General features: G+C 66.2%; 11 protein-coding genes and 2 pseudogenes. All 13 read left to right on the top strand.

What is annotated here, in order from left to right; translation table 11 throughout:
• Nucleotides 1–183 precede the first annotated feature (183 nt).
• Nucleotides 184–1,383, top strand: coding sequence for a site-specific integrase (locus tag QZM67_RS39345; protein ID WP_023114164.1), 1,200 nt, complete (start codon nucleotides 184–186; stop codon nucleotides 1,381–1,383).
• Nucleotides 1,380–2,321, top strand: a pseudogene (locus QZM67_RS39340) (YhcG family protein); the annotation flags it as partial. The gene QZM67_RS39345 and the pseudogene QZM67_RS39340, both read left to right, overlap by 4 nt.
• Nucleotides 2,322–2,346: 25 nt before the next feature.
• Nucleotides 2,347–3,473, top strand: a protein-coding gene (locus QZM67_RS39335) for an IS3 family transposase (protein ID WP_137884706.1) whose coding sequence is annotated in 2 segments (ribosomal slippage) — nucleotides 2,347–2,608 and nucleotides 2,608–3,473 — 1,128 coding nt in all. Because the reading frame shifts where the segments join, the coding sequence is not laid out codon by codon here.
• Between the two features lie 50 nt (nucleotides 3,474–3,523).
• Nucleotides 3,524–3,694 (top strand): annotated as a pseudogene (locus tag QZM67_RS39330) (DUF1016 domain-containing protein); the annotation flags it as partial.
• 352 nt (nucleotides 3,695–4,046) lie between these two features.
• On the top strand, nucleotides 4,047–4,439 hold the full coding sequence (locus tag QZM67_RS39325) for a hypothetical protein (protein ID WP_023114166.1): 393 nt from the start codon (nucleotides 4,047–4,049) through the stop codon (nucleotides 4,437–4,439).
• Between the two features lie 83 nt (nucleotides 4,440–4,522).
• Complete coding sequence (locus QZM67_RS39320) at nucleotides 4,523–4,780, top strand: metal-sensing transcriptional repressor (RefSeq protein WP_003111693.1); 258 nt, start codon at nucleotides 4,523–4,525, stop codon at nucleotides 4,778–4,780.
• 9 nt (nucleotides 4,781–4,789) lie between these two features.
• Nucleotides 4,790–6,100, top strand: a complete 1,311-nt coding sequence (locus QZM67_RS39315; RefSeq protein ID WP_033987201.1) for an MFS transporter — start codon at nucleotides 4,790–4,792, stop codon at nucleotides 6,098–6,100.
• A gap of 268 nt (nucleotides 6,101–6,368) precedes the next feature.
• Nucleotides 6,369–6,725: a DUF2958 domain-containing protein gene (locus QZM67_RS39310; RefSeq protein WP_137884705.1), complete on the top strand. Its 357-nt coding sequence runs from the start codon at nucleotides 6,369–6,371 to the stop codon at nucleotides 6,723–6,725.
• Between the two features lie 65 nt (nucleotides 6,726–6,790).
• Nucleotides 6,791–7,069, top strand: coding sequence for a hypothetical protein (locus tag QZM67_RS39305; protein ID WP_023114169.1), 279 nt, complete (start codon nucleotides 6,791–6,793; stop codon nucleotides 7,067–7,069).
• A 710-nt stretch (nucleotides 7,070–7,779) separates the two neighbouring features.
• Entirely contained in the window at nucleotides 7,780–8,604 is an 825-nt protein-coding gene (locus QZM67_RS39300; RefSeq protein ID WP_017677013.1) for a DUF932 domain-containing protein, read from the top strand.
• A 78-nt stretch (nucleotides 8,605–8,682) separates the two neighbouring features.
• A complete protein-coding gene (locus QZM67_RS39295) occupies nucleotides 8,683–10,734 on the top strand; it encodes a ParB/RepB/Spo0J family partition protein (RefSeq protein ID WP_137884704.1) in 2,052 nt (683 codons plus the stop codon).
• Between the two features lie 62 nt (nucleotides 10,735–10,796).
• Complete coding sequence (locus tag QZM67_RS39290) at nucleotides 10,797–11,006, top strand: hypothetical protein (protein ID WP_023103965.1); 210 nt, start codon at nucleotides 10,797–10,799, stop codon at nucleotides 11,004–11,006.
• A gap of 1,102 nt (nucleotides 11,007–12,108) precedes the next feature.
• The coding region (locus QZM67_RS39285) for a DUF736 domain-containing protein (RefSeq protein WP_301811757.1) at nucleotides 12,109–12,402 on the top strand (294 nt) is incomplete at its 3' end.

Below are 12,402 nucleotides of genomic sequence, written 5' to 3'. Positions count from 1 at the left end.
TTTTTTGTTTCACGATGACTCCAGCCCGGTAGTTCGCTGGACTGCGCCGTAGCTAGATACAGCAGGTTTATCAATAACTTACGCGCGTCCATCATATGCCGGTGCTTTCTGAAACTTGACCCGGTTTTCCCTCGCGCCGCTCCTATCTGGCTCCTGGAATCCGGGTTGTTCCGAGGAGTCATCATGGCAAAGATCAAGCTCACCAAGACCGCCGTGGAGTCGGCCCAACCCCAGGCCAAGGATGTTGAACTGCGAGATACCGTGGTGCCCGGCTTCCTGTGCAAGATTACCCCGACCGGCCGCCGGGTGTTCATGCTCCAGTACCGCACGAACTCCGGCCAGCCCCGCAAGCCCTCGCTGGGGCTGTACGGGGAGCTGACCGTCGAACAGGCACGAGTCAAGGCACAGGACTGGCTGGCCGAGGTTCGCCGGGGCGGCGACCCCGGCGGCGCCAAGGCCGAGGCGCGCAAGGCGCCCACGATGGCCGAGTTGTGCAAGAAGTTCATGGAGGACTACTCCAAGAAGCGCAACAAGCCCAGCACGCAGGACGGCTATCAGGGCGTCATAGACCGCAACATCATCCCGCTGCTGGGCCGCAAGAAGGTGCATGACGTGAAGCGGCCCGACATTGCCGGGCTGATGGAGAAACTGGCCTACAAGCCGACCGAGGCGAACAAGACCTTCGGCGTGCTGCGCAAGATGTTCAACCTGGCCGAAGTGTGGGGCTACCGCCCGGACGGCACGAACCCGTGCCGCCACGTCCCCATGTACCCGCCGGGCAAGGAAACCCGGCTCATCGTGGACGAGGAAATGGTGCGGATCTTCCGCCAGTTGGAGAAGCTGGAGGCGGAGGGGCTGGAGAACTACGTCATCCCGCTGGCGATCCGGCTGCAATTCGAGTTCGCCGCCCGGCGCTCCGAAATCTGCCCGCTCGAATGGAGCTGGCTGGACTTCGAGAACCGGCGCGTGGTGTGGCCCGACAGCAAGGTCGGCGGCATTTCCAAGCCCATGAGCGAGGAAGCCTATCGGCTGCTTTCGACGGCGCCGCGCCGGGAGGGCTGCCCCTACGTCCTGCCATCGCCGAACGACCCGGCCAAGCACCTGACCTTTGGCGAGCACTATGGCGGCTGGTGCCGGGTGCTCAAGGCCGCCGGCGTCCCGCACGTCGGCACGCACGGCATCCGCCATCGCTCGACCACCGACATTGCCAATTCGGGCGTGCCGACCAAAGTGGGCATGAAGCTGACGGGCCACAAGACCGTGGCGATGTTCATGCACTACGTCCACACCGAGGACAAGCCGGTGCGCGATGCGGCCGAGCTGGTGGCCAGCCGCCGCCAAGCCATCACGGGTGCGCGCCAGCTTGCGGAGGCGGCGGCATGAACACGCGCCGGTCATCCGCAGCATCGTCCGCAGCGCCTTCGGCGCTGCTGGGCGACATTCGGGCACTGATCGAGGCGGCGCGCAAGCGCGCCGCCTCGACGGTGAATAGCGAGCTGACGATGCTCTACTGGCGCATCGGCCAGCGCATCCGCACGCACGTCTTGGACGGACGCCGGGGCGCCTACGGCAAGGAAGTCCTGCCCACCCTGGCGGCGCAGTTGGTGAAGGAGTACGGCGGCAGTTTTGCCGAGCAGAACCTGCGCCGCATGGTGCAGTTCGCGGCCACCTTCCCCGACGAGCAGATTCTCGTATCACTGATACGAGAATTGAGCTGGACGCACTTCATCGCCCTGATCCCGCTGAAAGACCCGCTCCAGCGGGACTATTACGCGCAGATGGCGAGCGCCGAACGCTGGAGCGTCCGGACGCTGCGCGAGCGCATCGACTCGATGCTGTACGAGCGCACGGCGCTGTCTCAAAAGCCGGGCGAGACGATCGCGCACGAGCTGGCGACGATGCGCGATGCGCAGCGCATGTCGCCCGCCCTGGTCATGCGCGACCCGTACATCCTCGACTTCCTGGGGCTGCGGGACACTTGGCAGGAAGGCGACTTGGAGGCGGCGATCATCCGCGAAATGGAGTCGTTCTTGTTGGAGCTGGGCGCGGGTTTCAGCTTCGTGGCCCGGCAGAAGCGCATCCAGATCGACGGCGAGGATTTCCACCTCGACCTGCTGTTTTACAACCGCAAGCTGCGGCGGCTGGTGGCAGTGGAGTTGAAGGTCGGCGAGTTCAAGGCAGCTTTCAAGGGACAGATGGAGCTTTATCTTCGCTGGCTGGACAAGCACGAACGGGAGCCGGAGGAAGCCTCGCCGCTGGGGATCATCCTTTGCACCGGTGACCTGCTCCCTTCCAGCCGTACCAAGCTGAAGTTAGTGAAGTCCGTCAACCAGGAGAATGACGGGCATGAAGAAGAGCAGGTTCACCGAGGAGCAGATCATCGGGTTTATCCGCCAGGCCGAGGCGGGGATGCCGATCAAGGAGTTGTGCCGCAAAGGCGGCTTCAGCGACGCGACGTTCTACAAGTGGCGGTCCAAGTTCGGCGGCATGGACGTGGCCGACGCCAAACGGCTGCGTGAGCTGGAGAGCGAGAACGCCAAGCTGAAGAAGCTGCTGGCCGAGGCGCACCTGGACATCCACGCGCTGAAGGGCGTCTTCGGGGTAAAGCGCTAGCCCCACAGGCCAAACGCACGGCGGTTGCCTCGATGGTGGAGCAGTTTCACCTGTCAGAGCGCCGTGCCTGCCGCCTTGTGGGGCTCTCCCGCGACAGCTATCGCCACCCGCCCGAGGAAAGCGAGATGAACCAGGCCCTGAGCGCCAAGATCATCGAGATCGCCCATGTGCGCCGGCGTTTCGGCTACCGGCGCATCCACGACCTGCTGCGGCCGGAGTTCGCCGGCGTGAACCACAAGCGGGTGCTGCGGCTGTATCGGCAGGCGAACCTGTCGGTGCGCAAGCGCAGGAAGGCCAAGCGGCCTGCCGCCGAGCGGGTGCCGCTGCAGTTGGCCCGAGCGGTCAACGAGGTCTGGAGCATGGACTTCGTCAGCGACAGCCTGGCCAGCGGCCGGCGCATCAAGTGCCTGACGGTGGCCGACGACTTCAGCCACGAGTGCGTGCAGATCGCCGCCGACTTCGGCATCTCCGGTGGCTACGTCACCCGGCTGCTGGACGAGGCGGCCCGCTTCCGCGGCTACCCGCAGGCGGTGCGCACCGACAACGGGCCGGAGTTCACCAGCAGGGCATTCATGGCCTGGGCGCAGGCTCACGGCATCCGGCACATCCTGATCGAGCCGGGACGGCCCATGCAGAACGGCTACATCGAGAGCTTCAACGGCAAATTCCGCGACGAGTGCCTCAACGAACACTGGTTCCAGACCCTGGCGCAGGCGCGCGCGGCCATTGCGATGTGGCGGCAAGACTTCAACGAGGTGCGCCCGCATAGCAGCCTGGGGCGCATGCCACCGGCAAGGTTCGCCGAGCTGCATCGCCAGCGCGCTGGCGATGCAGCTCGCAGTTCAAACAAGATCGATTAACCTCAACCCCAGGACTTCCGATTCAGTGGTACGGCGGAAGGGGGCAGGTCACCGGCAAGAAGCGCGAGCAGATCGAATTGCTGGAGTTGGACAAGTCGGGCATCCACGTCGCCGAGTACCTGACCGCCTTGCCGCCGAGGGGCGTGCTGGTGGAGCGGCTGCAACAAGCAACGCAACGGGCGCAGTTGCAGATCGAGCAGCGCAAGACCGACAACGAATAGTCCTGTCCCAAGCAGTCGGGCGTCCCGGCGTACCGCCGTCGCGCTGTCGTGCTGCGCATCGAGCCTCGCTGCGCGAGTCTCGCCCCTGTCGGGCTTCCATCACTGACGCCTCCGGCCCGGCTCGCTGATCCGCGCCTGCGCGCTTCGCTTGCCAAAAACCCGCGTGCGTGGGGTGGTGTGAGGGGGCGGTCTTGCTGTGTCCCTTCACCGTATCACGGCGTTCTCGCCGTGCAAGGGCTGCGCGCGCCTTGCGCGCTTGCGTCCTGGCGGCCGTCTGCGACCCCTGACTGCTGCGCTGCGCCGTGAGGGCGACGGTTCCGGGCAATTCCGCCCTTGCAACCGGAGAACCGTCATGAACGACAAATCACACGTTTCCCTCGAACAGCACGTTTGCCTGGTCTGCGGCACGGCGTTCGACACCGGCGCGATCCTGCTGGACAAGCGCCTGCGCGCGAGCATGGAGCGCCACACGGCGACCGGCTGGGGCCTGTGCCCCGAGCATCAGAAGCTGGCCGACGATGGCTTTGTCGCGCTGGTCGAATGCGATCCGCAGCGCAGCGGGTCGCAGGCTGGCGGGCGCATGAAGCCCGAGCAGGCATACCGGACGGGCCGGCTGGCCCATCTGCGGCGCACGGTGTTCGCGCAGGTGTTCAACGTGCCGATCGCGGACGAGCAGGCTTGCGTGTTCGTTGAGCCTGGCGTGATCGAGCAGTTGCAGTCGATGACAGCGCCGGCGGCGGGCTGATTGCGTCGTGCGGCCTTCGGTGCGTCGCTCCTTCGCGGGCGGCGCACTTTTTCATATCCCCCCAGGGGGGATACAATTGCCACATGAACGCGACACACAAGCACTCAACCCATCCCGATCTCGTGAAGCGGCTGAAACGCGCCGATGGTCATCTTCGGCACGTCATAGGGATGATCGAAAGTGGCGAATCCTGTCTCGACATCGCCCGCCAGCTCGCGGCGGTGGAAAGCGCGGTGACGGCCGCAAAGCGCGTCCTGATCCACGACCACATCGACCATTGCCTGGCCCATGACGAAGACTCCGTTTTGACCGAAATGAAGGCACTGACCAAACTGCTCTGAGGCCCGCCGATGCTCTCCGTCCTGAAGAACCGTACCTATCGTCACCTGTTCGCCGCTCAGGTGATTGCGCTTGTCGGCACCGGCCTGATGACGGTGGCCCTTGGCCTGCTTGCCTACGATCTGGCCGGGGCGAATGCCGGCGCGGTACTCGGGACGGCACTCGCAATCAAGATGCTGGCCTATGTCGGAGTCGCCCCGGTCGCGCAGGCGTTCGCCGACCGGCTGCCGCGACGGTCGTTGCTCGTTGCCCTTGACCTAGTACGAGCATCCGTTGCGCTCTGCCTGCCCTTTGTCAGCGAAATCTGGCAAATCTATCTGCTGATCTTCGTCTTGCAGGCGGCGTCCGCAGGCTTCACGCCGACCTTTCAAGCCACTATCCCGGACATCCTTCCCGACGAAGACGAGTACACGAAAGCACTGTCGCTTTCCCGGCTGGCCTACGATTTGGAAAGCCTGATTTCCCCGATGCTGGCCGCCGCGCTACTGACGGTCATCAGCTTCCACAACCTGTTTGCCGGAACGGTTCTCGGCTTCCTCGTGTCAGCCGCGCTTGTGGTCAGCGTGAGGCTTCCCACAACCGTTCCCGGCCCGTGTCGTGGCATATGGGATCGTACTACGCGGGGCACGCGCATTTACCTCGCCACGCCGCGCCTTCGGGGTCTGCTGGCGATCAGCCTCGCTGTGGCAGCAGCGGGGTCAATGGTGATCGTGAACACGGTGGTCATCGTGAAGGCACGCTTCGGCCTGGGCGAATCCGAGGTAGCGTGGGCGCTGGCGGCCTTCGGAGGCGGGTCGATGGTTGCGGCCTTCGCGCTGCCTCGCCTGCTCGACAAGATTGCTGATCGACCTGTCATGATTGCGGGAGCGACGATGCTGGTTGTGGGAACGGCAGCCGGGGCAATGATTCCGACCTATGCCGTTCTGGTGGTGATCTGGTTGGTGGTCGGCTTCGGCTACAGCGTGGCGCAAACACCTTCCGGCCGGCTGTTGCGCCGCTCCGCTCATCCCGAGGATCGCCCCGCGGTCTTTGCCGCGCAATTCGCCCTGTCCCATGCGTGTTGGCTCATTTGCTATCCCTTGGCCGGTCGCTTCGGCGCTGCCTTTGGGCTGCAATCGACCTTCATCATCATGTCGCTGATTGGTCTTGTCGGAGTGGGACTGGCGCTGTGGCTCTGGCCCGCTAGTGATTCTTCCGACATCGCCCACGATCACCCTGATCTACCGCCAGATCATCCTCACTTGCGCGAACATGCAGACCGAGGCGGGCACCGTCATCCCATGATCGTTGACGATCTGCACCGGGACTGGGCGCGCATTTAAGAACTGCCCGCCTTTCACATCGCTGATGCCTCCGGCCCGGATTGCTATTCGGGCCTGCGCGCTTCGCTTGCCAAAAACCGCGTGCGTGGAGGTGCGAGGGAGGCGGTCTTGCTGTCCCCTTCATCGTGCCACGGCGTTCTCGCCGTCAAGGGCTGCGCGCCGATGGCGCTTGCGTCCTGGCGGCCGTCGTTGACCCCTGACTGCTTGCGCTGCGCCGTGCCCCGGAAGGGTCGGGCAATTCCGCCCGGCAACCTTTCAGGAGTTCACCATGAACAACGCACTCATCACTGACGAGCAGCGCATCGTGCTGCTGGCCAACGGCCGCGAATCCTTGGAGAACCCGGACTTCGATCCGGCACCCGTCGTCAAGCTGTTCACGCCGGATGCCGGCGCGACCTGGCTGCTGACCGAGATTGATCCCGATGACCACGACCACGACCACGCCTTTGGTCTTTGCGACCTGGGCCTGGGGATGCCGGAAATCGGCTGGGTCAGCCTGGGCGAGCTGGCGACCGTGCGCGGCAGGCTGGGCCTGCCGATCGAGCGCGACCTGTCTTTCCGCGCCGAGAAGCGGTTGAGCGCCTACGCGCGCGATGCCCGGTTGGTCGGGCGTGTCGTCGTCTGAACCAGCCCTTGGAGCGCCGCAAGGCGCTCCTTGCGCTTTCCCAACCTTCGCAGGAGATCAATGCCATGAGCAGCCATCACGACTACATCATCGAAATCACGGCGCAACACGATGCGCTCAAGCCGTTCGCGCCGGAGAACGGTCAGCCCTTGCGCTTCAAGATCGGCGACGCGGTGATCTACACCAACGAGTTTGGCGCGCAGTTCCGGCGCCGCGTCACCGGGTTCTACCAGCCTACCGAGCCTTCGGGGCTGTATGCGCGTGGCAGGCGCTACTACCTGAACTCGACCTCGCCTTGGATGCCGGTTGCGGAATCCAGCCTGCGTCCTGACGACTCGGCGTGATGCCTAAGTGCCCCTGACGGGGCGCTGCGCGCTGCGCTTGCCTCCAGGGGAAAGCCCTGCGGGCTATCCCCGCCGCGCGGAGCTTGGCGCCCCTCAAAGGCCGCCGAACCGGCTGCGCCGGATCGGCCAGACCGCAGCAGCCGCTGTCGAACCTGTTTCCCGATGACTGGCGCATGAGCTTGTACATCGAGCCTTGGAGTCCGTGCGTCCCCGGCCAAGAAACATGGCCGGTCGCGCTGTCGTGCGCGTAGCGCATCGAGCCGCCTGCGGCGTCTCGCCCCTGACGGGCTTCCATCGTTCCCTCGCTCCGCTCGGCTGACGCCTCCGGCCCGGATTCCTAGATCCGGGCCTGCGCGCTTCGCTTGCCGTGCTGTCGGCGTGCTGAGGGGCCGTTGCCATGTCCAACCGTCTCCCCTGACTTCATCACCTTCACCGCGACTGTAGCCCGCGGCCGTGTGCCGTCAAGGCGCGCAGGGCCGTGTCCTCGGCTGCGCCTGCGGGCCGCACCAACCCTGCGCTTGCCTCCTTGACGGCCCCCGTCCGCGCGCTCTGACCGTCGCGGGCGATGAACTCAGGAAAGACGGTGGCAACAGGGCCAACCGGGTTCCTCGTGCCGACCGCACCGAACCGCCGAAAGGCTGGGCTTCCGAATCTAGGAATCCGGTGTGCGGTGAACAGCAACCCCTTTTTTCTTTGTCAGGAGAAATGCCATGCAACTCGCATCCCGCTTCGCTTCCCGTTCCCCGGTGCTGCGTTCGGAACGTCCCTTGTCCGACGACCAAATCCGGGCCGTGGCCCCGTCCATCTTCGCGGACGCCCCGCACGAAAGCCGCTCTGAGCGGTACAGCTACATCCCCACCGCGACCGTGCTGCAAGAACTGCGCGGGGAAGGCTTCGAGCCTTTCATGGTGACGCAAACCCGCGTGCGCCACGACGACCGCCGCGACTACACCAAGCACATGATCCGGCTGCGCCACGCCAGCCAGATCAACGGCCGCGAGGCCAACGAAATCATCCTGCTGAACTCCCATGACGGCACCAGCAGCTATCAGATGCTGGCCGGGATGTTCCGCTTCGTTTGCAGCAATGGCCTTGTCTGCGGCGACACCGTGGCCGACGTGCGCGTGCCGCACAAGGGCGACGTAGCCGGGCACGTCATCGAAGGCGCTTACGAAGTCCTGCACGGCTTCGACCGGGCGCAGGAATCGCGCGATGCCATGCGCGCCATCACGCTCGACGCCGGGGAATCCGAAGTGTTCGCCCGCGCTGCGCTGGCGTTGAAGTACGACGAGGACAAGCCCGCGCCCATCACGGAATCGCAAATCCTGATGCCACGTCGCCACGACGACGACCGCCGCGACCTGTGGAGCGTGTTCAACCGCACGCAGGAGAACTTGACCAAAGGCGGCCTGTCCGCCCGCGCCGCGAATGGCCGCCGCCAGACCACCCGGCCCGTGCAGGGCATCGACCAAAGCGTGCGCCTCAATCGCGCCCTGTGGCTGCTGGCCGATGGCCTGCGCCAGTTGAAAGCCTGAATCCCCACGCGGCAGGGGCAGGCAGCAGCCCTTGCCGCTTCTCTCGCTGCTGCATCCCAACCGCAAGGAGTTATCACCATGAACGCTGTACTCAAAACCGAAACCGTCGCCATCGAAGCCGCCGCACCGCTGGAAGTGGCCGATCCGACCAAGAACCTGATCTTGGTTCCGCTGTCGCAACTGTTGCCGCGCCGCTCCAAGCGCAACGTCCGCACGACCCCGCGCCAGTCCATCCCCGAGCTGGCCGCGAGCATTGCCCGCATCGGCCTGCTGCAAAACCTGATCGTCATCCTTTCCGCCGATGGCGAGGCTTACGAGGTGGTGGCAGGCGACCGCCGCCTGACCGCCTTGAAGCTGCTGGCGAAGAAGAAGCGCATCCCCACTGACTACGAAGTGCCGTGCCTGCTGGTGGCCGATGCGTCCGCCCGCACCGTCAGCCTCGCGGAGAACGTGCAGCGCGAGAACATGCACCCCGCCGACCAGTTCGCGGCCTTCGCCGCGCTGGTCAAGGAAGGCCGGCCCGTCGAGGACATTGCCGCCGACTTCGGCGTGTCCCCGCTGGTGGTGCAGCGCCGCTTGAAGCTGGCGAACGTCTCGCCGCGTCTCATGGCCGACTACCGGGCCGGTGGCGTGACGCTGGAACAGTTGATGGCCCTGACCATCACCGATGACCACGCCGCGCAGGAAGCCGCGTTCTATGGTGCGCCGGAATGGCAGCGCAGCCCGTCCAAGCTGCGCGAGCGCCTGACCGAGCGCGAAATCGACGCCACGCACGCGCTGGTGCGCTTCGTCGGGCTGGACACCTACCGGCAGGCAGGCGGCGGCATCCGCCGCGACCTGTTCGCGGAAGGCGATGCCGGAACCTACCTCACCGATACCGCAGTGCTGGAAACGCTGGTGCGCGACAAGCTGGCAACGCTGGCCGAGGACGTGCGCGCCGAGGGATGGGCATGGGTGGAGGCCGTGCCGCATCTGGCCTACGAGGAACGGCAGGCGTTCCAGAACGCCCCGCGCCATCGCCGCGAGCCGACCACCCGCGAGGCCCGCCGCATCGCCTCGCTGGAAAGCCGCCTCGAAAAGATCGACGCCGAACTGGAAGAAGCCTGCGACGCCGAGGACGAGGACAAGGCCGAGAAGCTGGAACAGCGGCGCGATCAGGTGGTCGGGGAACTGCAAGACGCGGAGGACGCCTTGCAAGGCTATGCCCCCGAGGTGCGCGAGGTGGCCGGTGCCATCGTCACCATCGACCGCAACGGCGAGGCCGTCATTCATCGCGGCCTGCTGCGCGAAGCCGAGGCCAAGGCGCTGCGCACGCTGGAAAAGCTGCGGCGCGGTTTCGGCAGCGCCGAAGGCGAAGCCGCCAACGACGAGCACGAGGACGCCGACGACGCACCCAAGGCCGCGAGCCTGTCCGATCGGCTGGCGCAGCGATTGAGCGCCCACCGCACGGCGGCGCTGCAAATCGAAGTCGCGCGGCATCCGCACGTCGCGCTGGCCGCGCTGGTGCATGGCATGGTGCAGACTGTCTTGCAGCCCGACGCCTACGGCGATGGCCTGCCGCTCGGCGTGCGCCTCACGGTGCAAGACCGGCTGGAAGGCATGGCCCCGGACTGGCCGGAATCGCCCGCTGCCGTGGCGCTGCGCGAACTGCAACAGGTGGCAGGTGAAGCCTTGCCGGAGGACAGCGCCGAACTGTTCGCCGCGCTGCTGGCGAAGTCGCAAGATGAACTGGTGCGGCTGCTGGCCGTGTGCGTGGCTTCCACGGTGGACGTGGTGACGCCCCGCGCCACGGTGCAGCAACCCGGCGAGGAACTGGCGCAGGCCGTGGGCCTCGACATGGCCGCATGGTGGAAGCCGACCGCAGAAGGCTACTTCAAGCACGTTTCCAAGGCCGTGATTCTGGATGCCGTGGGCGAGTACGCACCCGAGCAGGCCAACCGGCTGGCGAAGTTGAAGAAGGCCGACATTGCCAGCGAAGCCGAGCGGCTGGCCGATGGCACGGGCTGGATGCCCGCCATCTTCGAGGCCGCAGGCCCGCAGGACGCCGCGCAAGAGGCAGGCCCGGAGCAGAACGCCCCGGAGGATGCCGAGGCAATAGCGGATGAACCCGCCGAGGCGCTGGCCGCTTGACCCGCGCCGAAGGCAAGCGCCCCGGCCTCGACCGGGGCGCTTCGCTGGAAGGAGAAGCCCCCATGACCCGCACCACCATTAGCCGCCCGCGCATGGCGGCGATCTACGCCGCTGGCACGGTACGCGCCCGCCGTTGGAACGGCGATGGCGACGTGCGCGGCTACCGCCCGCCCTCGGGCTGGACGGCCTGCGCCGACCTCACCGACATTCACCCCATCACGGGCCGCGCCTTGCCGCGTGCCGTGTGGTGGCTCATCGAGACGAAGGAATAACCGCGATCAGCACCGCGCCCAGGCCGTACCGTCCTGGGCGCGGTGGACGCAAAATCCGGGCGCGGCAGTGGCCGCGCCCGGTGTTCAAGGCCACCAGCCGAATCGGCACGCCGCCGCCCTCGCGGCAGCTCAGACGGCGGCGTTGACGTGACCGGGCTTCCCGCCCGGTAATGGCAGGCCCGTATGGGCCTGCAAGCCGTAGCGCCCGCCGTGCGCGGGAATCACCAGCGGTTTTCGGCTTGCCGCGTGCATACCTCGCAGCGTAGGGCCGCGCCCATTTCATCAGAGGCATGTCCGCGTTTCCTGCTTAGAAATCTGGAACGGCCTGGGCGTGTCGGCGCATAGCGCCGCCGGGCTTTCGGGCTACGCCCCGTGCCGTCTTTGCCGTCACGGCCATTCGGCTTCAATCCCTCACGCCTTCGCGCCTGCGGCGCTGCGCGCTTCGCTTGCCTCCAGGGGAAAGCCCTGCGAGCTATCCCCGCCGCGCGATGCTTGGCGCCCCTCGATGCTGCCGAACCGGCTGCGCCGGATCGGCCCGCCCAACGTCCCGCCGCGATGGACGGGACGCTGGCGAACACGCTGGCGCTTGCTGCGGCAGGTTGTGCAGGTGCGTGCCGTCCTCAACGCTGGCGGTTCCTGCCCATCACGTCACGAAGGACGGTTCACGGACAACCCGCCCGGTATCGCTATGGAGCTTCCACGCCACGCCTCAAGACCGGCGCCGCAAGGTATGGCGGGGGCGTTCTCGCCTGTCGTTGCGGGGTTGACCTGGCCCGCGTCAGCGGGCGAGCCGGAGAAGCCTTCGGGCGGGGATGCCGAGTCGGCCCCATCTTCTTTCGGAGCGGTTCGGCCCAAGGCGTCCTTGTCTCGTTGTGAATCCTGGCGGGGGCGCGGCTGCGCCTCGGGCTTCATGGCTGCAACCGTCCGGCGAAAACAATTTCCCCGCCGCTGCGCGGCTTCCTCGCGCAGCAAATTCTTTTCGCCTCCAGGCTCTCCACTGCGTTTCGACCGCAAGCGGTGCAGCCAGCCCGTCCCCCGCCGGCCGGATCACAACAAGGACGCGATGGGCGCGAACCTTGTTCAACCGAAAGGAGAAATCATCATGGCCAACATCGGCACCTTCACCGCAGACAAAGACGGCTTCACCGGCACGCTGCGCACCCTGACGCTCAACGTCAAGGTCAAGCTGGTTCCCAACGACAAGGGCAGCAGCGAGAACGCCCCCGACTTCCGCCTCCAAGCCGCCGGCCACGACATCGGCGCGGCGTGGAACAAGACCAGCGAGGCCGGGCGGGAATACAAGTCCGTGACCCTCGACGATCCTTCGTTCCCGGCTCCGGTCTATGCCCGCCTGATCGAAGGCGAGGACGGTACGCACGACCTGATCTGGTCGCGC

Source organism: Burkholderia sp. AU45251, from assembly GCF_030482905.1.
In the GTDB taxonomy this organism is placed as follows: Bacteria; Pseudomonadota; Gammaproteobacteria; order Burkholderiales; family Burkholderiaceae; genus Burkholderia; species Burkholderia aenigmatica.
This window is presented reverse-complemented; position numbering and strand designations above follow the sequence as displayed.

Bases quoted from the DNA above. Each gene is read 5' to 3' on its own strand.
- QZM67_RS39345 (WP_023114164.1), top strand. From the start codon at position 184: ATGGCAAAGATCAAGCTCACCAAGACCGCCGTGGAGTCGGCCCAACCC.
- QZM67_RS39325 (WP_023114166.1), top strand. From the start codon at position 4,047: ATGAACGACAAATCACACGTTTCCCTCGAACAGCACGTTTGCCTGGTC.
- QZM67_RS39320 (WP_003111693.1), top strand. From the start codon at position 4,523: ATGAACGCGACACACAAGCACTCAACCCATCCCGATCTCGTGAAGCGG.
- QZM67_RS39315 (WP_033987201.1), top strand. From the start codon at position 4,790: ATGCTCTCCGTCCTGAAGAACCGTACCTATCGTCACCTGTTCGCCGCT.
- QZM67_RS39310 (WP_137884705.1), top strand. From the start codon at position 6,369: ATGAACAACGCACTCATCACTGACGAGCAGCGCATCGTGCTGCTGGCC.
- QZM67_RS39305 (WP_023114169.1), top strand. From the start codon at position 6,791: ATGAGCAGCCATCACGACTACATCATCGAAATCACGGCGCAACACGAT.
- QZM67_RS39300 (WP_017677013.1), top strand. From the start codon at position 7,780: ATGCAACTCGCATCCCGCTTCGCTTCCCGTTCCCCGGTGCTGCGTTCG.
- QZM67_RS39295 (WP_137884704.1), top strand. From the start codon at position 8,683: ATGAACGCTGTACTCAAAACCGAAACCGTCGCCATCGAAGCCGCCGCA.
- QZM67_RS39290 (WP_023103965.1), top strand. From the start codon at position 10,797: ATGACCCGCACCACCATTAGCCGCCCGCGCATGGCGGCGATCTACGCC.